Here is a 20,727-nt window from a genome sequence, read left to right as displayed (position 1 = left end):
GCTTTATAACTTCTTTTAAAAAGTTATATATAGGCTCTAAAAAAATACTAATCATAAAAACATCTCATGAATATCATATTCTTCACAATAACTCTATATACTGTAAACTTTATAAGTTAGAGCCTATATACATTTTTATTAAACTTCCTATAAACATATCCTTTTATTAGCTTTCATTTTTTGTATACCATTTTCTTATAATTTCAGCACTTTCCTCACTTGGATAATACTTTTTATCGTCACTAGTTTCACCTATTGCAAATATAGAGAATCCAAGGTTCCAAGGTTCACTCTCAAACACGCTTCTATATGCCTCAAAGCAATTTGCCTGTTCCTTATTATTTACAATATCAGAAATCAACGGATTATGTGGCTGAACAGAAGCCTTATTAGTTCTTGGAAAACCTAATTCTCCAAAGAAAATTGGCTTATTCCATTTATCATAGAAGTTTTTTACTTCCTGTTTTATATTTTGTTTTCTATCATATATTTGGCTACGCTCTAATGAACTTATTAAATTTTCTACCGTATTCGTGTCATTAGAAGTAAGCTCAAAATAAGCTGCTATAGAAATGAAATCTACCTTTGAAAATATCCTATTATTTAATTTTTCATTATACTTATCTGTAAATTCTGGTGAGAAATCTTTCGCTGTAACCCAAAAATTTGTTCTATAAGTTAATAGACCTTTATATCGATCTCTAACATAATCAACCATATCACACATTTTCTGCTCATTAGATTCCATATACACAAAACTAGTCCCTATGTTTAATGCGTCAACATGATATGGTATAGCTATATCTTTAATTAAATTTCCCAAAACATTATTAATCCAGTTATTAAAAAACTCATCTATATTATCTGGTTTCCATTCTGTTTCTCCCACACTTCCGTTTTCAATCCATGGATAAGGTTCTAATATTATGTTTATTTTCTTCCATCTTAATTTTTTAAATAATTCAATAGCCCTCTTCTCACTTCCTTTATCTATTATCATATTACCAGAAGTTCTACTATCTATATTTATAACTACTGGAACATTTAAAGTATTCAACTGCAATTTATCTATATCTTTAAGTACTTGATCTATATTATAGTCAGTTGATAAATTCCCAGATTTAATTTTTATTTGAAATTTTGAATTTAATGTTTTTCCCTCTATTTTATTAATCATCTCATTAATAAATCCTCTTGACTCTACGTTAATGTTATAAGCATAAAAAGCAAATGTAATCATACTTAAAGTAATAAATATTAATACTCCTCTTTTAGTCATTTTATCACCTACCACCTACTCTATCAGTTAATTGTATATTATTTCCATACACCTTCATTACTCAGTTTGCGTATTTCTCAAATTACTTTTTCAAAAATCTCAATAACTAGGAAAATCCTACATTATATTAATAACATTAAGCCTTCAAGCTCTAAATATAGCAACTTAATATTCAACACGACTTACAGTAAGTACTTCAGAAAACAAACTCTTTTACAATATAGGCGCGTTTATATTAGATATTTTTTCATTCCCTCTTACAAATATTATACCTAAATTCTTACTGTCTACTATTAGTCCTTTCTCTGAATTTCCTCAAAATAACTCTTTATCAGACTAGATAGAATTTTAGTTCCACCATCACATATTTTATCGAGCAAAATAGAAATAACAAAGATTTACATAGTTCTTCTAAATAACCTTATTATTACTTCTCATCAATATATCATCTTCTAATATATTACTATATAACGAAAAATTAGGCAAAAATGTAATGACAGCCCAACCCTGATTTTTATTTTTTATGCTCTATAAATAGAAAACGCCAACAATTTAGAAAAACTCTAAATTGTTGGCATCACCATTATTAATGGTGCACTTGGTGAGATTCGAACTCACGACTTCTGGATTCGAAGTCCAACGCTCTATCCAACTGAACTACAAGTGCATATTAATTTTTATATAAATAAAAACAACTGAAATCAGTTGTTTTTTGGAGCGGGTAGTGGGAATCGAACCCACCTTTCCAGCTTGGAAGGCTGGAGTATTACCGATATACGATACCCGCATATTTATTTATTTTTATATAAATGGAGCGGAAAACGGGATTCGAACCCGCAGCCTCCACCTTGGCAAGGTGGCACTCTACCGTTGAGTCATTTCCGCTCATTTGGTGCAGATGAAGAGAGTCGAACTCTTACACCGTTAGGCGCTAGATCCTAAGTCTAGTGCGTCTGCCAATTCCGCCACACCTGCATAAGTTTTTTTATAAATTTGGTGGCTCACCCGGGAATCGAACCCGGGACACCATGATTAAAAGTCATGTGCTCTACCGACTGAGCTAGTGAACCAAAATAATGGCAGGGATAGCAGGATTTGAACCTACGAATAATGGAGTCAAAGTCCATTGCCTTACCGCTTGGCGATATCCCTGTAATGGAATGAACTACATGTTATCCCAAATTTTTAAGTAAATAATAAGTTTACTATTGGTGCGTCATCAGGGATTCGAACCCTGGACACCCTGATTAAGAGTCAGGTGCTCTACCAACTGAGCTAATCACGCATAATTGGAGCGGGTAGTGGGAATCGAACCCACCTTTCCAGCTTGGAAGGCTGGAGTATTACCGATATACGATACCCGCATATTCATTTATTCTTATATAAATGGAGCGGAAAACGGGATTCGAACCCGCAGCCTCCACCTTGGCAAGGTGGCACTCTACCGTTGAGTCATTTCCGCTCATTTGGTGCAGATGAAGAGAGTCGAACTCTTACACCGTTAGGCGCTAGATCCTAAGTCTAGTGCGTCTGCCAATTCCGCCACACCTGCATAAATTTTTATGAATTTGGTGGCTCACCCGGGAATCGAACCCGGGACACCATGATTAAAAGTCATGTGCTCTACCGACTGAGCTAGTGAACCAAAATAATGGCAGGGATAGCAGGATTTGAACCTACGAATAATGGAGTCAAAGTCCATTGCCTTACCGCTTGGCGATATCCCTGTATGGGGTGAACGATGGGACTCGAACCCACGACAACCAGTGCCACAAACTGGCGCTCTACCAACTGAACTACGTTCACCATAATGGTGCGTTTTAAGGGATTCGAACCCCTGGCCCACGCCTTAGAAGGGCGTTGCTCTATCCAGCTGAGCTAAAAACGCATATCTTTTATTATGTTACAAATATTAAATTTGTATGGAGCGGGTAGTGGGAATCGAACCCACCTTTCCAGCTTGGAAGGCTGGAGTATTACCGATATACGATACCCGCATATTTATTTTTTAAATGGTCGGGGTGACAGGGATTGAACCTGCGACCTCATGGTCCCAAACCACGCGCGCTCCCATCTGCGCCACACCCCGATTTAATGGTGCGTTTTAAGGGATTCGAACCCCTGGCCCACGCCTTAGAAGGGCGTTGCTCTATCCAGCTGAGCTAAAAACGCATATTTAATTGCTTTTCAGACTTTTTCATTTTACTCTATTCAAGCAATCTTGTCAAGAACTTTTTCTTCGGAACGTTTTTTATTTTACATGTTCCTTCAAACTTTGTCAAGGCTTTTTTTAACCACTTTGATTAATATCATAATTTTTAATGGAGCGGGTAGTGGGAATCGAACCCACCTTTCCAGCTTGGAAGGCTGGAGTATTACCGATATACGATACCCGCAAATATTAATCTTTAAATGGTCGGGGTGACAGGGATTGAACCTGCGACCTCATGGTCCCAAACCACGCGCGCTCCCATCTGCGCCACACCCCGAGAATCTTAACTAGTTTTTCAACTTGTCACTCATCTCTCAGCGACAATGATTATTCTACAATATCAAATCTGTTTCGTCAATACCTTTTTTATAATTTTTCATAATAAATTTAAATATTTAATCATTATTCCCTAATTTCTTTTAAATATGCATCTACTTCCCCATTATTATCGATGTTTATAAAACCTATACATCTCCCTTTAAATTTAGGTAATGATATACTTCCTGGATTCATTAATATCATATCATCTTCTTTCTCTACTAATTGCTGATGTGTATGACCGAATAACACAATGTCAGCATTTAATTCTCTTCCCCTATAATAGATATTATTCATAGAACTCTTTACCCCATATAGGTCACCATGTGTAAAAAATATCTTTTTTCCATTCACTTCTATAACAGATTCCTTTGGATACTTAGTTGAATAATCGCAATTACCTGCAACAGCATATACTTTTCCTTTAAAAGTATTTTCCAATAATTCTGCATCATCAATGTTATCTCCTAAATGTATCAAAATATCGGCATCCTTTATTAGCCTCTTAGCCAAATTAATATATTTAGTCATCCTATGTGTATCACTTACAACTGCAATTAACATAATTTAATTTCTCCTCCTGCATTATTATTTATTTAACTCTTATATAGTAAAGAGCCTATTTACCTGGAATAACTTTCTAATAAATTAATTTATTAATTACCTTTTTTAATTCCTTTAATGCCTTTCCTCTGTGACTTATTTCATTTTTCTCCTCTGAAGTTAACTCTGCAAAAGTTTTATCTAATGGCTCGTAGAAAAATAATGGATCATATCCAAATCCCCCATCTCCATGTAGTTCTTCTATAATATATCCTTCTACTTCACCTGTAACTTTAAAATACTCCCCCTTATCTGTAAACATAGCTAATTGACAAATAAACTTAGCTCCTCTATTGCTTTTTAAAACTCCTTTTAACTTGTTTAAAAGCTTTTCATTATTTTTTGAATCATTTCCATGTTCCCCTGCATATCTAGCAGAATAAATTCCAGGCTCCCCATTTAAGTAATTTACTTCTAATCCCGAATCATCTGCTAATACAATAAAATTACTATCTTTTCTTTCCAACAGATATTCATATATTTCCTTTGCTTTCTTTTTTGCATTCTCTTCAAATGTTTTTCCATCTTCAACTACATCTATGTTTATACGCTCATCTTCCAATGATCTAACTTCTATATCTATCTCTTTTAATATTTCTTTCATTTCTTTAATCTTTTTCTTATTATTACTAGCTAATATTAATTTTTTCATTCTATATCTCCTTTTGCTCATTTACAATAAAAATTTCAAATTTCATAATTACTCTATAAAGTGCTTTAAACCCACTGGTTCTTTTGCTTTTCTATCACTAATAATATTATCACTTTTTCATTTTTAAGTAACCTAATTAACACTATATATTCCTAAATAACCTTTATATGATTCCAACTAATTTACTTGAAACACATTAATCTTTTAGCATTCTTACTATATATTAAATAATTCATCTCTTTTAGGTGCTTCAACCTCTATTTCAATATCATCATCTATTAATAATGCTCCACTCTCACATATCTTTCCTATTATACTAGCCTCAATTCCACTTTCATTTAGAAGTTTTATAAGCCCTCCACCATTTTTAGTAGTAATAAGCATACTCCCAGATGATATGAGCCTAAGTGGATCTATTTTGAATTCTTCGCAAACCTTTTTAGTTATATCCAACATTGGTATTTTCTCTTTAAATATTTTAAAGCCTTTATTTGATGCCATAGCAACCTCAAAAAGTCCTCCAAGTAGTCCTCCTTCTGTTATATCATGCATTGAATTAACGCCAAATTCTCCGCCTATTTTTCCTTCTCTAAGAACACTTAGCTTATTGATTAAATTACTTCCAAATTCTATCTCTTCTTTTGATAAAATTTTCTCGATTCTTGCTTTATGGTCATTTATTAAGATATATGTGCCCTCTAACCCTAATGTTTTAGTTACTATTATGTCATCTCCTAATTGCGCTCCTGCAGTTTTTACAGATTTACCTTTTAAATTCTTTCCTATCACTGTTACGGATATAACCATCTTATTTACTGCACTTGTTACTTCTGTATGTCCTCCTATAATCTCTACATTAATCTTAGCTGCTTCTTCATTAATTTCCTTCATGATTTCGTTTATCTCTTGTAATGTTGATGATGTTGGCGCCAATATTGTAACTAAAATACCTATAGGCTCTCCACCTGCTGATGCTATATCATTACAATTAATATGTACTGCTAGTTTCCCAACATTCTCACTTGCTCCTGTTATCGGATCTGTAGAAAATATTCCTTCATATTCTCCAAAATCAATAATAGAGCAATCTTCTCCAACATCATTTCTAATTTTTACCTCCTTTCTCTTAATTGTTTTATTATTTAATATGATATTTCTCAAATCCTCGAAATCTAATTTTCCTTCCTTCATTATAAAAAATCTCCTTTTATTTTTATTTTATGTACTTTTTGTTTACAAATTTCATATTAATGAATAAGATGAGAATTTTATGAGAGGTGTTATACATTGAGATATATAGGACCATTTTTTAGGATGAACAGTCTTTCCCAAAAAGAAATTAGTGGTCAACTTTTTTACTTATCCAAAGAATCAATAAAGACTTTGGTTCTAAACTCTAAATGCGGAATTTTAGCTCAAACTAGAGCTTCAAAAAAATCTCCTATAGAAGATATTAGCATATTAAATAATTTTTCTCCACTATTATGCTTATATAGAAAAGCTTCACCGTTATTTATTCATAGTAAAAGCAGCCCTAGTTTTGATGAGGCAAGTTTTAAAAAGGAAATAAGCCCTTCTACTAGTGCTCTTATGACTTTATGTTTACTTGAATTAAGCGAATATTATTCACATTATAGTGATGGAAAAAGAAATATAGTATCTCTTGAGAAACCATTTAAATTCCTTGCTAGAGAGCAGTTACAATTCTATTCTGAAAACTTACGAAATAATGAAGGCTTATTTGTAGATAAAAAAAATATATCTGATGGAAATTCTAAGGGATTTTCTTTAATAGATAAAGATGATAAATTTAAATTTTCAGATCAAGCTTTTATGATGGCTGCTTACTTACTATACTCACATTATAATGATAGTGATGAACTTAGCAAAGATTATGCTGCATTTTCAAACGAAATTCTAGATATGTTTAAAACTTATAATTCTGTATTATATGATTTATCGTTTAGTGAATGTATACAAATTTTTCTCGCTCTAAATATTCATTATAAATATTCGTGTTCACAAAATGCGAAAGAATTAATTTTAGACTTGGGTGACTTTTTGATTTCTAAATTTCAAGAAAAAGATTACTATATTGATTCTATAGATGATTGTGCATTATTTTCTATCTGTCTAATGGAAGCTTATAAACATACAGAAATAATTTCTTTTAAAGAATTCTCTAAAGAGATTACTGAAAAACTGATTAGTTTATATGATACAGATAAAAATATATTTATAAAATTGTCTGATAAGAAAGATAGTAAATACTCTTGCATTGAAATTAATCTATATCTTTTATGTTTACTTATGTATTCATTTCAAGAAGACAGGATTTCAGAACTACGACCTATTATTTCTGGTCTTTATAGAAAATTCTTCGTAAACGGCGGACTTTTAACGAGCTGGCCTGAAGCTCCAACCTTAGATGAGGTAGAACGATATAAGAAATTAAGCCTACGTTCTAATGATATGTTAGATGAAATATATTTTAGAATGCCAGTATTACCTACTCCTAAAAGCACAGGTTTAGCTCCTGTATTTGTTAAGAGCTTAAGTTATTCAAAGAAAAAAGATTCATTAAATACTAAGAGGACTTCTTTTGATAGTAGCAAAAATATGTTTAACTTTTTTATGATTATCTACCTTCTTAAAGATATGGTTGAAGACTTTATGGAATTTATCCCACCATTAGGATTAGAAAGACTCTCTGATTTAGATAACTCTGTTGACGCAAATACTGATTCTTCAACAACTGACACAAAAGAAGATAACTCTAAAAATCCATTAGCTACATCTAGTCCAGAGAGTAATGTAAGTAACTTAAAGACACAATTAAACTTATCAAAATCAGAAGACCCTGTTAACTTTAAACAACCTGTACTTAATAGTTTTAATACTTTCAAAAAAAATACTAATATAGCTTCATTAAACAATGATAGTACGACTAAAATTAATCATTCTTCTAAAAATAAAAAACTAAAGAAAAATAAAGCACAACATCCACACAGTAAGAAAAAGTTTTAAGATTCATAGATATGGATATTACAAAAAACTATCCTTATATGTAAATCAAAATATAAGATTTACATATAAGGATAGTTATAATACGTTGTATTGAAAACATATGCTCTAGACAATTATTAATCTTAGCCATAAGACTATTCCTATTGGATTGTAGCAAAATTTATATTACCATTTCCATCTAATTTTAGATCTGATATCTTATCAGAAATTGCTATATTTTCATTATAAAACACCAACGGAAGAATATCGTAGTTATCAAATAGATTTTCTTCTAAGTTTGAATAATCTCCACTATTCTTAGTGCTTAATAACTTTTCCAACAATTTATTCTGGTCTTCAGTTAGATATTTTTTAAAGTTATTATAAAAATCTGTTTTGTCAGATGAATTGGCATTATTATTAACCAAAATCATATCGTATCTTTTTTTCAATTCTTCATCTTCGAATTCTTCTTTTACTAAACTATATTTTATTGTTATATTTGTATTATTTTTAAACCAGTCTTCGATTGTTCTACATAAGATTCTATTCTCATCAGTATCTTCACATAGTAATGTTAATATCTTAGGTTTGTTCCATTCACCTTCTTTATTGCTAATAACTTTCCTTGCTTGCAATTTTGTTAGGTCCTGTTTATCCTCCCTAAAAAAACTTCCCTCTGCAAGTTCAAATTCTTTATTATTTGAATTTTGATACGATTCTGTAGCTTTACATACATCATTATAAATATCTCTTCTTCCTTGAAGAGGAATAGAGTTACTTTTACTGTTAATGACTAAATATGTTCCTTTTGTTTCTGGAAGTGTTATTAATTTTTTCTGCTCTGATAATTTATTAAGTTCACTTTCTGGTGGATTTATTACAATATCCCTTTCTTTGACTTCATATGATGCCATAGATGTTTCTACACTATCATCATTTAATATTTTAATAGTATCTATACCACTTTTATTATTATTCTCATTTCTTTTTAAGACAACCTGATCTTTGTTAAATGAATCAATCTTATAATCACCAGAGTAAATTAGTGTACTATAACTATTTTTCATATTACGCCACATTATTAAATATTTTCTTAGTGTATACTGTGGTTTGGTCAATTCACTTAAGAAATTATCATCCGCTTTATTCAATCTAATGATAACAGAATTCTCATTTCCTTTTATTGCAACTCCAGTTTCATATACAACTTTCCCATCTCTGAATTCTTTTGCTCCATAAACATTAAGCAATGCTTGTATATTTTCTTCATCTTCTTCTTTAAGTAGCTCTTTAAAAAAAGTAGCTATATCATTGGGAGTTATTTTACTTCCGTCACTCCAAAAAATATCATCTCTAATTTTAAACTCATATTGAATGCCATCCTTGCTTTTTGTAATTTCACTTGCCAAAGATGGCACTATTTTATTATCCACATCTTTAGAAACCAGCCCTTTGCTTACTGCACATATAATGTCCTCATGGCGTTTAGATAAATTAGTAACCTTTTCTAAGTCTTCTGGAATCTCATTTATACCATAACTTATTGTTTCTTGCGAATCATCAGTAGATAAATTGTTACTTTCTTTGTTCACAAACCCTAAACAAAATAATATTATAAAACTTAACATAATTGCATAGAAAAAAATTCTTTTCATAATTACACCCTTTGCCTTAATTTATATTAAGAATTATTCCCACAATTTACTTTGTCTAATCAAAAAACTGACTCAAATATTTTTAAATAACTTCGAGTCAGTTTCTTAATTAAAAACTTCTGCCGCAAATCAACAGCTGCTAAGTTCGTTTTAATCAATATTTTATTACTTAATTAAATTTATCATAAAGAAAATTAAAGATATTGATATTAAAAAACTTAAGATACAATATACTATTCTCTTTTTTCCTGTCTCGTTAATAAGAAACCTAATTGCTAAGATTGCCATAGTGATACAGACTCCAAGTTGTATCGGTAAGTATGAATTAAAAATCTGGCCAACATAATAAAATTGATATGTTGTCAAAAAAGTACAAATTATTAAGATGCTTGTTATAAAAGCTGATATAAATTCAAGCAAATTTATTAATTTTTTCATACTCTACCTCCTTAGCATTTCTTCAAACTCATCTTCTGAAAGGATCTTTACTCCTAATTCCTCTGCTTTAGTTAATTTGGATCCTGCAGCTTCCCCTGCTATTACATAATCCGTTTTTTTACTAACACTTCCTGCAACCTTTGCTCCTAAGCTTTCAAGTTTATCTTTTATCTCAGTTCTAGAATAATTCTTAAGTGAACCAGTTGCAACAACAGTCTTTCCTTCAAAAGCACTTGCTATTACTTCTTTTTCTTCATATTTAGGACTAACACCTAAAGCTAATAATTCTTCAATTGTTTGTAAGACCTTTTCCTCTTTAAAGAAAGACACAACCCCTTGAGCAACTATATCTCCGACATCCTGAACTCCAACAAGTTCTTCAAAGGTTGCATTTTTCAAGCCTTCTATAGATTTAAATCTGCTAACTAAATCTTTTGCAGTCTTTACTCCTACATTTGGAATTCCTAAAGCATATATAAATGCGTATAACTCACAATCTTTACTTTTTTCGATAGCTTCCAGAAGATTTTGTGCTTTCTTAGCTGCAAACTTTTCTAATCCTATTAAATCCTCTTCTTTCAGTTTATACAAATCAGAAATAGATTTAATATTAAGTTTTTCAAATAATTGTTCCGCTGTTCTTTCTGAAAAACCAGCTATATTCATTGCTTCTCTTGAAGCATAATGAACTATAGTTTTAACTAATTGAGGCTTACAAGATAGCGTGTTTTCACAAAAATAATGAGCCCCATTTAACACTAAATGACTGCCACAAGCAGGACAAACTTCTGGAACTGTTATTTCCTCTGAACCTTCTAAAGATTCTGGTACTATCCCCATTATCTCTGGTATAACATCGTTACTTCTTCGCACAAATACTTCTGCACCAATTCTAACACCTTTTCTCGCAATATCATCCATATTATTTAAAGTCGCTCTTTTAACAGTAACGCCTGCAAGTTCCACTGGCTCTAATATTGCTGTTGGCCCAACTCTACCACTTCTTCCAACATTCCATTCAACATCTAAAAGTTTAGTTGTTGCTTCTTGGGCTTCAAATTTAAATGCAATCGCCCATTTAGGGAACTTTACTGTATATCCTATTAATTCTCTTGTTCTAATATCATCTATTGCAATTACTAATCCATCTATATCATAATTTAAATCAAATCTAATATCTCTTACATAATTTATCTCTTTCTCAATTTCTTCTATAGACGTACATACCCTTATATAATCATCAACAGGGAGCCCTTGCTGTTTTATAAACTCCATCATTTCCATATAAGTTTTAAATGGAGTTCCTTCTTTATAGCCTACATCATAAAAGAAAGCCGAAAGATTCCTTCGTGCAGTTTCCTTTACATTTAAGTTTCTTAAAGCACCTGCAGCCCCATTTCTTAAGTTCTTTAGTGGTGTATCAGAAGTCTCATTATATTTATTAAACGCTTCTTGCGTCATAATAGCTTCTCCATGAACTTCTAAAATATCATTGCTATTAATTTTAAGTGGAATTGATTTTATTGTTTTGACCTGTGCTGTAACTTCTTCACCAACACTTCCTGTTCCTCTTGTTGCAGCTATTTCAAGTATACCTTCAGTATTATATGTTAAGTTAATTGTTAACCCATCGAATTTCTTTGTAACAACATACTTTAGATCAGGCAGATTTTCTCCTCTACCCCGAGCCTCTTCTACAAACTTAACATTTCTATTATGCCAATCTATAATTTCTTGCAAACTTTGCGCTTTATCTAAGCTCCAAAGCCTTGCTTTATGTGTATACTTCCTAAATCCTTCTAGCACTACATCCCCAACTCTTAATGTAGGCGAATAAGGAAGTACATATCCCGTTTCTCTTTCTAGTTCTTGAAGTTCGTAGTATTTTTCATCATAGTCCTTGTCGCTTACAGATGGACTATCTAAAGAATAATATTCATATGAATATCTATTTAACTTTTCAACAAGTTCTTTTATTCTTTCAATCTTATCCATATTGGCCTCCAAATCTCCACTAAATCATTTTAAGTTTTGCAAAAGATAATAATAATGACTTAACCCCTTGTTTATCGAACGCAACCGTTAATTTCTTATCGTTACCTGAATCCTGGATAGCCACAATTGTTCCTTTTCCAAACTTTTCATGAATTACTTTTCTTCCAAGGGTTGCTTCACTAACAGATATATATTCTTTAGCCATTTCATTCATAGTACTTCTATCAATTACATTATTAATACCGCCATTATTAAGAGTATATGCTCTATTGCCTGTAACACTATTTCTTAAACTGTGTGGATTAGTGTAGGAATTACTTTGCATAAGCTTTTCCCTGCTTTTAGCACTTTCCTTTTTAACTCCAACATATTCTTTTAAGTCTGGCTTTATTTCATTAATAAAGTCAGATTGAGGATATGCTACTGTTTTACCAAATACTCTCCTAACCTCTGCCGAAGTCATAAACAATGTCTGTTTTGCTCTAGTTATACCAACATAACATAATCTTCTTGACTCTTCCATCTCTGATTCTTTTTCAAATGACGCATTCCCTGGAAAAATACCATTTTCCATACCAACCATAAATACAACGGGGAACTCCAACCCCTTTGCACTATGGATTGTCATTAATACTACTGCATCATCTTCCTCTTCAATCTTATCCGTATCCTGAACTAGAGAAACTCTCTCTAAATAAGCAGATAACGATTTGTCTTCATTGTTCTTTTCAAAATCAGCTGCATCTGAAACAAGCTCTTTTAAATTTTCAATTCTACTCTTGTCTTCAATTTCATTTGATTCCTGTAATTGTTTTAGATATCCAGTATCTTTTAATATTGATTCAATAAGTACTGAAACAGGGACTGTCTCACTGAGTTCCATGAAATTTTCCATGAGCGCAACAAAAGGTTCAATTGTTGAAACATTTCTTGACGTTAATGTTGGAATACTCCTTACTTCAGCTAATGCGTCCCATAAATCAAACTCAAAGCTGCTTGCAAATTCTTGAACCTTTGCAACAGTTGCATCACCAATGCTCCTCTTAGGTACATTTATTATTCTTCTAATGCTAATATCATCTTGAGGATTAACAATAACTTTTAAATATGCTAATACATCTTTTATCTCTTTTCTGTCATAGAATCTTGTGCCTCCTACTATTTTATAAGGGACTCCCTTCCTTCTAAAACTTTCTTCAAAAATTCTCGACTGAGCATTTGTTCTGTATAGTATAGCAAAGTCATTGTAATTTTTATCTTCTTTATTCTTTATATCTAAGATTTGTTTACTAACAAAATCTCCTTCATCACTATCAGCATAGGCCCTATATATTTTGATTTTATTTCCTGGTTCTTGTTCAGTCCTTAATACTTTGCTTTTTCTATTTGCATTATTAACAATTACCACATTAGCTGCGCTTAGTATATTTCCTTTTGATCTATAATTTTGTTCTAGCTTAATTACTTTAGCTCCCGGATAATCTTTTTCAAAATCTAGTATATTTTGAATATCCGCGCCTCTCCACTGGTAAATACACTGATCGTCATCTCCAACAACACATATGTTCTTATATTTTGAAGCAAGTAATTTAACCAACTCATATTGAGCGCCATTAGTATCCTGATACTCATCAACCATTATATATTTAAATTTATTTTGGTAAAACTCCAATACTTCAGGGTTATTTTTGAAAAGCTCAACTGTTTTGAAAATTAAATCATCAAAATCCAACGCGTTGTTTTCTTTTAATCTCTTTTGGTACATTTCATAAACATCTGCAATTTTCTTTTCCCTAAAGTTAGCTTCATTTTCTAACATAAAGCTTCTAACACTTTGCATTCTATCTTTAGCTTTTCCTATCTTCCCCATTATCTCTTGTTCTGTTATATCTTTATCATTAATATTAAGTGTTTTCATGCACTCTTTAACTAATGTCTTTTGATCTGAGCTATCGTATATAGTAAAGCTACTCTTGTAGCCTATCTTATCTATCTCTCTTCTTAGTATCCTAACACAAGTTGAATGGAAAGTGGATATCCACATATTTTCTGCTCTTTCACCAATAAGTGCCTTAACTCTATCCTTCATTTCCTTTGCTGCCTTATTTGTAAAAGTAATAGCTAATATACTATAAGGTGCAATATCTAAATCTTCAATCATGTGTGCCATTCTATGTGTCAAAACTCTTGTTTTACCTGAACCAGCTCCAGCTAAAATAAGCACCTGCCCATCAATTGTAGTTGCCCCTTCATATTGTTCTTTATTAAGTAATGATTTTAAATCCATTTACTTATTCCTCCTTTCCCAATCCTTAAATATTATACCATATGTGCTTATGTTTAAATCATTAACCTAACTAAAATATTATTTTAATTGCCTATATTTAAACTTATATTCTCGGTTAGTCTATATCTACTTAGCCAAATTATAAATTTTTAGGAACAAAAAACACTTGATATTTTAATCAAGTGTTACTCACGCATTACTTAGTAATTTAATACTTTTACTCATCACATATTAATCACTCTAACTTTTATAATTCAACAATATAAGAAACTATATTCTAAAGTTTAAGATGTCTTTTTCTAATACCGATGAAATATTAACTAGTTTTTTTGCTGTGATAGAAAATTCATTTGTTATAGCTGCTTGCTCTTCTGTAGCGGCTGTAACCTCTTCTGAAAGGGCTGATATTTCTTGCGATTTTGAAGCTATATTTTCAACTGTATTTAAGATCTTATTTCTTCCTTTCATAGTTTCTTGAAGTACCACATGAACCATATTAATATCACTAGGAATATTATTAACCTTGCTAATAACTCCTTTAAATGAGGTTGTTACAGTATTAATATCACTTTTACTTTCTTCTACTATTTTAGTTACGACTTCTGTAGTATTAGAAACATCGTGAGTCTCTTTCATAACTGTATTTATTAATTGAGTTATGCTTTTTGATGAATTTAATACTTCTTCTGCAAGCTTTCGTATTTCTTCTGCCACTACTGAAAATCCTTTTCCAGCCTCCCCTGCTCTTGCTGCCTCAATGGATGCATTTAATGCTAAAAGATTAGTTTGTTTTGCAACTCCATTTATAACATCAACTATGGAATTAATCTGAGATATAGTGCTATCTAAATTTTCAACCTTTGCTCTTGATACTGAAAATGAATTTAACATATCATCGATAGTGTTCGCTAGCTTATTTATAGTTTCTACTCCCTTATTTGTATCCTCTTTTATTACCTTTCCACCATCAGCTAATAATGTCAATTTATTATCCACATTATCTAAATCTACTGAAAAACTTTCTAATAAGCTAACAGCATCTTCTAACGCTTCTGCTTGCTTTATACCTTCTTGAGATACGCTAGTTACTGAAGTTGCGATTTCTTCACTAGAGGATGCTACAGTGCTGCCGCCAATTTCAATATCCTTTGATAGTTTAGCCAAACTTTCTGATATTACTTTTGTTTTTCTAACAAGCTCCCTCATGCTCTTTCTAGTTTTACTACTTGCAGCTGCTAATTTTCCTATTTCGTCTTTACCTGTAATTTTATATTCTGCTGTAAAATCTCCATTTCCTGCTTTTTCAATAACATCCTTAATAATTTCTATAGGTTTCGCAATCCACTTTCCTATATATACTCCTGCAACAGCTGCTAATATCAATACTACTATTGCATAAATTATACTTTTTATAATAGTGCTTCTAATAGACTTTTGCATGTTATCAACAGAAATTCCAATTGAAAGAGCGTATCCTATATCATCTCCGTCTTTGACAGGAACTGTTACATTATATGCAGGAGTCCCCTTCCATTCGTACATATATGCTCCTGTATCACCTTTAAATACTGCATCTAATCCTGTTGAATCAATCTTCTCTCCAATTGATTCCTTCGATGTTCCTGCAACAAGAGTTTTATCACTTGATATTACACCTATGTAGCATAATTCTCCATCTGAATATTTATATGTTTGATCTATTATTCCCTGTATTTTATCTGTATTTGTAACTCCTACACTTTCTATATTTGCTTTTATATTATTAACTAAAATTATTCCATCTGCTTTCATTTGGTTTTGTATTCCATTTACCATTTGGTATGAAAAGAAAGTTATACAAATTAAAGTTATTATTGCTGCTATTAAAACAAAATTAAAGATTAATCTTTTTCTTATTGAATTAAACATATTACCCCTCCCTAATATTTTAGTATCTACCTTAATATCTTAATTATAATTTCTATATGTTTTTTATATTTCATTTAGTACCCGAAACGAATCTTTTCAGCACATACTTCGTTCGCGTACGAAGTATGTGCCAACTTTAAAAACATTTTATTTACATTAACTTATAAAACTCTTTAGTTTTACACTCCTATGACTTCTGTAACTCCAGGAACCTCTTCCTTTAATTTTTGCTCAATAATCATTTTTATTGTCATCATTGCTCCTGGACAATTTCCACAAGCCCCTTGCATTTTTACACTTACAACTCCATCGTTGCTCACATCCACTAATTCAACGTCTCCTCCGTCTCTTTGTAGCATTGGTCTAATTTTATCTAGTGATTTCATTATTAATTCTTTCATATTCTACACTCCTTCTCTTATATCCTTCGTACGCGTACGAATTATCTATTTTAAAAAAATGCCTTTAGAGCATTTTTATTATATTTTTAAGAGCTTTATCTATATTATCTTCAAAGACCTTTTTTTCATCTTCACCAAAATCTTTTAATATTATATCTAGAAATTCTCTTTCCATAACTTGAAGTTTTTGCTTTATAACTACAGCTTCAGGAGTCAAACTTATATATACACTTCTCTTATCTTCGCTACACATGCACTTGTTTATTAACCCCTGACTCTCATACTTATTTATAATGTCAGATAAAGATGATTTTGATATTTTCCATGTGCTTGCTATTTCATTAAAAAGCAACTTCGAACCATCTTCAGGTAATATATCAAATAGTGCTGCGTGATTTTGCAATATAGGTAGTCGCTCATCCTTTATTCTTTTTGTCAAAAATTTGTTGGATGCTTCAACAATTATACTCATTCTTCCAACGATACATTTGTTTTTCATTTTTACCACCTCGTTCGTTCGGGTACGAATTAATTATAGAATCCTTATATTTTTTTGTCAATGCTTTTTTTATTTTATTATAGATTTAAATTTTTATTCTCATTAAAACGCTAATTAAATATCTAATTTCTTTTTTCAAGACCTTAATTCCGATTGATAATTCAGCCCCCAATCATACATAGATTTAATTATCGGTGACATAGACTGGCCAAGAACCGTCAACTCATATTCGACTCTTGGAGGAACTTCCGCATAAACTGTACGTTTTAATATTTTATCTCTTTCAAGTTCACGCAATTGAAGTGTTAATGTTCTGTGTGTAACATTTGGAATCAATTTCTTTAATTCATTAAATCGTTTCTTGCCACCTAATAAACGATATAAAATAATCCCCTTCCACTTACCACTAATTATATTTAGTGTTGTCTCTACTGGGCATGGATGGTTAGGACAATCTGGATATATAACTTGTTCATGCATACTTTTCGCTCCTTTAGTATAAAATAGATACTTAGGTAAGTTCATTTATATTATATATCAAATTTGTGCGTACTTCAATGAAGTATCCAAGTGTGTTAGACTTAACTTATACTTAGATAAGAGGTGATTTTTAAATGAATAACAAAAATAAAGAAATTATAGATGCATTTCAATTTCGTCATGCTTGTAAGCAATTCGACCCCACAAAAACAGTATCTGAAGAAGATTTTAATACTATATTAGAAGCTGGGCGCCTTTCTCCAAGTTCATTCGGTTTTGAACCTTGGAAGTTCCTTGTCATTCAAAATAAATCTCTTAAAGAAAATTTATTTCCTGTATCTTGGGGAGCTCAGAATAGCTTTAATGGAGCTAGTCACTTTGTAATTCTTCTTGCTCGTAAAAAAGTTGATACAATTTATAATTCTGAATATATAACTAAAATTATGTCTGAAGTTCAAAATCTTCCTGAAGATGTAGCCAATCAAAGAAAATCGGCTTTTGAAAGCTTTGAGAAGAATGATTTCAATTTACTTGAAAGTGACCGTACAATTTTTGACTGGGCAAGTAAACAAACTTACATTGCTCTAGCAAACATGCTAACTGTTGCAGCTTTCTTACAAATTGATTCATGCCCAATTGAAGGATTTAATATTGAAAAAGTTGAAAAAATTCTTAAGAATGAAGGTATTTTAGATACTGAACACTTTGGTGTTTCAGTTATGGCTAGCTTTGGATACCGCGCTAAAGAACCACATAAAAAAACAAGACAGCCATTAAATTCTATTGTACAGTGGATATAAATCCATTGAAAGAAAACCATGCATATGAAATAATTTCATTTATGCATGGTTTTCTTTTATGAATATTATAATTTGTATAAATCCTACTAATTTTATTAAAAATAAAAATGAAGTAGATAAATTACAAGTTATATATCCATGTGTTAAGATATTTATTATTATGGTACAATAAATCAATGTATAAATTAAAGCAAACAAACGATTGGAGTGAATAATTTGGAAAGATTAGATAAAATAATTTCTAATTTAGGATACGGAAGCAGAAAAGATGTTAAATCTTTTGCCAAAAAAGGAATTATAGAAGTTGATGGTCTAATAGTAAAAGATAGCGCCATGCTTGTTGATCCTGAAAAATCTGTTATAAAAATTAATGGTGAAGAGGTACTATATCGTAAATACATATATCTAATGATGAATAAACCAGATGGAGTTATATCAGCTACCCATGATAATAGAGATGAAACCGTTATTGATTTATTAAACCTAGAACATCAGGTTTTTGACCCATTTCCTATTGGTAGATTAGATAAAGATACTGTTGGATTATTGTTATTAACCAATGATGGTGAATTAAACCATAGATTGATTTCACCTAAATGGCATGTCGATAAAGTATATTATGCTGAAATAGATAAAAGCGTTGATGAAAAAGATATAAAAGCTTTTAAGGATGGAATTACCTTAGATGATGGGTACAAATGTTTAGAAGCTAAGCTTGAGATATTATCGAGCAATAACGATGGATCCGAAATAAGACTTACAATTCAAGAAGGTAAATTCCACCAAGTAAAAAGAATGTTTGAAGCGGTTGGGAAAAAGGTAACTTATCTTAAACGAGAAGAGTTCGGTGGGTTATTATTAGATCCAGATTTAGAAGAAGGCGAATATAGAGAATTAACAGATGAAGAATTAAGCCTTTTAAAGAGCTATTAACGAATATTAAATAATTTTGCAATAAAATAATTCATTTCTTTCAAAAATATTCACATTTTTTATTAAATCACTTGCATTATTAATAATAATACCCTATAATATTCTTGCAAGGATAAATAAAAGGAATATATAGCCCCCTTTTTATTTATTGCTTATTGCTTATTGCTAAAGCGCAACCTAGCCCCAAGGGTTGCGTTTTTTATTATGGTCTTTTGAAAACATTTACCTAACATTTGAATACGATAACAAAATAAATTTAACTTAAAAATGTACATATTGTTAACAATATTAACAAACAGCAAAGAAACTGCATGAAAAAAGTCATCTAAATGTTACTGATGGTTTTTTTGATGCAGTTTTTATATGATTATAATTATTTTATTCCTTAAAAAATCTAGAATGTAAAACATCCTAGATTCCATTTCTATAGTACCCCATTACCTTCGGAACATAGTTCTGAGTTTCTTGTGGCATTTTATATAAGTCAGAAGCTGATGATACGCCTCTTCTTTGCATAGTTCCAGGCCCTCCATTGTATGCCATAAGAGCCAACTCTGAACTTCCATTGTATTTATCTAAATATTCTTTAAGTAACTTAGTTCCACCGCTAACATTTTGCTCAACATCATATCCATCAGTTATCCCTAAATGTGAAAAATTTTCTGGCATTATCTGCATTAATCCAGTAGCTCCGACACCAGATGTTGAATTAGGATCAAAATCAGACTCCTGCTTAATTACAGCTAATATTAGATTAGGATCTACTCCATATTTTTTAGCTGCATCATCTACAGCCGAATATATTTTCTTAATATCAGCTCCACTTTTATTAGATAATGCAGATTCAGAATTTCTTGTAAAACCTATATAATTATTAGTTAAAACCATTGGTATTTCCTCTAAGTTTTGTCCTGTTACATATGTTTGTCCTACTCTAGCTGCATTATTTAAATTTATATTCTCTTTTGAATTTACTTTCTCACTGTTGGTTGTTTCACTTTTTACTTCCTTTGTATTCCCATTTGATTCAGCATTACCATTTTCTTTAGATTTTTTTGATGATTCCAAAAGATTTTTCATAACTAGCTGAAATGCTAAATCTTTTTCACCACTCGTACTATTGCTAGAATCAGAATCTGAATCATTTGTTACTTGTCCATTGCTTAGCATATTCATTGCTAATAATTGCTCATTTGACATTTTATCTAAACCGTCTATCGCCATACTTAAACAACCTTTCTCTAAAATTTATCCTATG

Annotated in this window: 16 protein-coding genes and 19 tRNA genes; 3 read left to right on the top strand and 32 right to left on the bottom strand. The window is 31.1% G+C overall.

Features of this window, described 5'->3' with window-relative positions; genetic code table 11:
* Positions 1 to 166 precede the first annotated feature (166 nt).
* The 23 genes from F3K33_RS02080 to F3K33_RS01970 form a co-directional block, all read right to left on the bottom strand.
* Positions 167 to 1,279 carry a glycoside hydrolase family 113 gene (locus F3K33_RS02080; protein WP_039771131.1) on the bottom strand — a complete coding sequence of 371 codons (1,113 nt, stop codon included), beginning with the start codon at positions 1,277 to 1,279 and terminating at the stop codon, positions 167 to 169.
* A 590-nt stretch (positions 1,280 to 1,869) separates the two neighbouring features.
* Positions 1,870 to 1,946: transfer RNA gene (locus tag F3K33_RS02075), tRNA-Arg, on the bottom strand.
* Positions 1,947 to 1,992: 46 nt separating this feature from the next.
* Positions 1,993 to 2,066: transfer RNA gene (locus F3K33_RS02070), tRNA-Gly, on the bottom strand.
* A gap of 23 nt (positions 2,067 to 2,089) precedes the next feature.
* Positions 2,090 to 2,164, bottom strand: a tRNA-Gly gene (locus F3K33_RS02065).
* A gap of 5 nt (positions 2,165 to 2,169) precedes the next feature.
* Positions 2,170 to 2,254 (bottom strand) — tRNA-Leu (locus F3K33_RS02060).
* A 19-nt stretch (positions 2,255 to 2,273) separates the two neighbouring features.
* A tRNA-Lys gene (locus F3K33_RS02055) sits at positions 2,274 to 2,349 on the bottom strand.
* A gap of 7 nt (positions 2,350 to 2,356) precedes the next feature.
* Positions 2,357 to 2,431 (bottom strand) — tRNA-Gln (locus F3K33_RS02050).
* 57 nt (positions 2,432 to 2,488) lie between these two features.
* Positions 2,489 to 2,564: transfer RNA gene (locus tag F3K33_RS02045), tRNA-Lys, on the bottom strand.
* Positions 2,565 to 2,569: 5 nt separating this feature from the next.
* Positions 2,570 to 2,643: transfer RNA gene (locus F3K33_RS02040), tRNA-Gly, on the bottom strand.
* Between the two features lie 23 nt (positions 2,644 to 2,666).
* A tRNA-Gly gene (locus F3K33_RS02035) sits at positions 2,667 to 2,741 on the bottom strand.
* A 5-nt stretch (positions 2,742 to 2,746) separates the two neighbouring features.
* Positions 2,747 to 2,831: transfer RNA gene (locus F3K33_RS02030), tRNA-Leu, on the bottom strand.
* 17 nt (positions 2,832 to 2,848) lie between these two features.
* Positions 2,849 to 2,924, bottom strand: a tRNA-Lys gene (locus tag F3K33_RS02025).
* Positions 2,925 to 2,931: 7 nt separating this feature from the next.
* Positions 2,932 to 3,006: transfer RNA gene (locus F3K33_RS02020), tRNA-Gln, on the bottom strand.
* Between the two features lie 3 nt (positions 3,007 to 3,009).
* Positions 3,010 to 3,085: transfer RNA gene (locus tag F3K33_RS02015), tRNA-His, on the bottom strand.
* A gap of 5 nt (positions 3,086 to 3,090) precedes the next feature.
* Positions 3,091 to 3,167 (bottom strand) — tRNA-Arg (locus F3K33_RS02010).
* A 35-nt stretch (positions 3,168 to 3,202) separates the two neighbouring features.
* Positions 3,203 to 3,276, bottom strand: a tRNA-Gly gene (locus F3K33_RS02005).
* Between the two features lie 16 nt (positions 3,277 to 3,292).
* A tRNA-Pro gene (locus tag F3K33_RS02000) sits at positions 3,293 to 3,368 on the bottom strand.
* Positions 3,369 to 3,374: 6 nt separating this feature from the next.
* Positions 3,375 to 3,451: transfer RNA gene (locus tag F3K33_RS01995), tRNA-Arg, on the bottom strand.
* Between the two features lie 150 nt (positions 3,452 to 3,601).
* A tRNA-Gly gene (locus F3K33_RS01990) sits at positions 3,602 to 3,675 on the bottom strand.
* 17 nt (positions 3,676 to 3,692) lie between these two features.
* A tRNA-Pro gene (locus F3K33_RS01985) sits at positions 3,693 to 3,768 on the bottom strand.
* Positions 3,769 to 3,893: 125 nt separating this feature from the next.
* Positions 3,894 to 4,373 (bottom strand): metallophosphoesterase, encoded by a 480-nt coding sequence (locus F3K33_RS01980; RefSeq protein ID WP_017209853.1) that lies wholly within the window; start codon positions 4,371 to 4,373, stop codon positions 3,894 to 3,896.
* A 76-nt stretch (positions 4,374 to 4,449) separates the two neighbouring features.
* A complete protein-coding gene (locus F3K33_RS01975; protein ID WP_023976006.1) occupies positions 4,450 to 5,064 on the bottom strand; it encodes an XTP/dITP diphosphatase in 615 nt (204 codons plus the stop codon).
* A gap of 216 nt (positions 5,065 to 5,280) precedes the next feature.
* Entirely contained in the window at positions 5,281 to 6,255 is a 975-nt protein-coding gene (locus F3K33_RS01970) for an AIR synthase family protein (protein WP_023976007.1), read from the bottom strand.
* A gap of 96 nt (positions 6,256 to 6,351) precedes the next feature.
* Between F3K33_RS01970 and F3K33_RS01965 the strand changes: the two genes are divergently transcribed.
* On the top strand, positions 6,352 to 8,091 hold the full coding sequence (locus tag F3K33_RS01965) for a hypothetical protein (RefSeq protein ID WP_039771133.1): 1,740 nt from the start codon (positions 6,352 to 6,354) through the stop codon (positions 8,089 to 8,091).
* Positions 8,092 to 8,231: 140 nt separating this feature from the next.
* On the opposite strand, the gene F3K33_RS01960 is transcribed toward F3K33_RS01965, so the two are convergent.
* The 8 genes from F3K33_RS01960 to F3K33_RS01925 form a co-directional block, all read right to left on the bottom strand.
* Positions 8,232 to 9,728, bottom strand: a complete 1,497-nt coding sequence (locus F3K33_RS01960; protein ID WP_039771135.1) for an ABC transporter substrate-binding protein — start codon at positions 9,726 to 9,728, stop codon at positions 8,232 to 8,234.
* A 165-nt stretch (positions 9,729 to 9,893) separates the two neighbouring features.
* On the bottom strand, positions 9,894 to 10,166 hold the full coding sequence (locus F3K33_RS01955; RefSeq protein WP_017209848.1) for a hypothetical protein: 273 nt from the start codon (positions 10,164 to 10,166) through the stop codon (positions 9,894 to 9,896).
* A gap of 3 nt (positions 10,167 to 10,169) precedes the next feature.
* Positions 10,170 to 12,161 (bottom strand): NAD-dependent DNA ligase LigA, encoded by a 1,992-nt coding sequence (gene ligA, locus F3K33_RS01950; protein ID WP_039771137.1) that lies wholly within the window; start codon positions 12,159 to 12,161, stop codon positions 10,170 to 10,172.
* 19 nt (positions 12,162 to 12,180) lie between these two features.
* Positions 12,181 to 14,448, bottom strand: a complete 2,268-nt coding sequence (pcrA, locus tag F3K33_RS01945) for a DNA helicase PcrA (RefSeq protein ID WP_023976010.1) — start codon at positions 14,446 to 14,448, stop codon at positions 12,181 to 12,183.
* Between the two features lie 270 nt (positions 14,449 to 14,718).
* Positions 14,719 to 16,356 carry a methyl-accepting chemotaxis protein gene (locus tag F3K33_RS01940; protein WP_039771140.1) on the bottom strand — a complete coding sequence of 546 codons (1,638 nt, stop codon included), beginning with the start codon at positions 16,354 to 16,356 and terminating at the stop codon, positions 14,719 to 14,721.
* A 179-nt stretch (positions 16,357 to 16,535) separates the two neighbouring features.
* Positions 16,536 to 16,757: a NifU family protein gene (locus F3K33_RS01935; protein ID WP_011967698.1), complete on the bottom strand. Its 222-nt coding sequence runs from the start codon at positions 16,755 to 16,757 to the stop codon at positions 16,536 to 16,538.
* A 64-nt stretch (positions 16,758 to 16,821) separates the two neighbouring features.
* On the bottom strand, positions 16,822 to 17,256 hold the full coding sequence (locus F3K33_RS01930) for a MarR family winged helix-turn-helix transcriptional regulator (protein WP_039771143.1): 435 nt from the start codon (positions 17,254 to 17,256) through the stop codon (positions 16,822 to 16,824).
* Between the two features lie 135 nt (positions 17,257 to 17,391).
* Positions 17,392 to 17,736, bottom strand: coding sequence for a winged helix-turn-helix transcriptional regulator (locus F3K33_RS01925; RefSeq protein ID WP_023976012.1), 345 nt, complete (start codon positions 17,734 to 17,736; stop codon positions 17,392 to 17,394).
* A 134-nt stretch (positions 17,737 to 17,870) separates the two neighbouring features.
* Here F3K33_RS01925 and F3K33_RS01920 point away from each other — a divergent pair, with 134 nt between their 5' ends.
* Both F3K33_RS01920 and F3K33_RS01915 read left to right on the top strand, forming a co-directional pair.
* Positions 17,871 to 18,536: an NAD(P)H-dependent oxidoreductase gene (locus F3K33_RS01920; protein WP_023976013.1), complete on the top strand. Its 666-nt coding sequence runs from the start codon at positions 17,871 to 17,873 to the stop codon at positions 18,534 to 18,536.
* A 216-nt stretch (positions 18,537 to 18,752) separates the two neighbouring features.
* On the top strand, positions 18,753 to 19,469 hold the full coding sequence (locus F3K33_RS01915) for a pseudouridine synthase (protein WP_017209841.1): 717 nt from the start codon (positions 18,753 to 18,755) through the stop codon (positions 19,467 to 19,469).
* Positions 19,470 to 19,880: 411 nt separating this feature from the next.
* On the opposite strand, the gene F3K33_RS01910 is transcribed toward F3K33_RS01915, so the two are convergent.
* Positions 19,881 to 20,693, bottom strand: a complete 813-nt coding sequence (locus tag F3K33_RS01910; protein ID WP_039771148.1) for a lytic transglycosylase domain-containing protein — start codon at positions 20,691 to 20,693, stop codon at positions 19,881 to 19,883.
* Between the last annotated feature and the right edge of the window lie 34 nt (positions 20,694 to 20,727).

The sequence above is a fragment of the Clostridium beijerinckii genome (assembly GCF_008705175.1).
Classification (GTDB): Bacteria; Bacillota; Clostridia; order Clostridiales; family Clostridiaceae; genus Clostridium; species Clostridium beijerinckii.
Note: the sequence above shows the minus strand (reverse complement) of the source record. Positions and strands in the feature narration are given on the sequence as shown.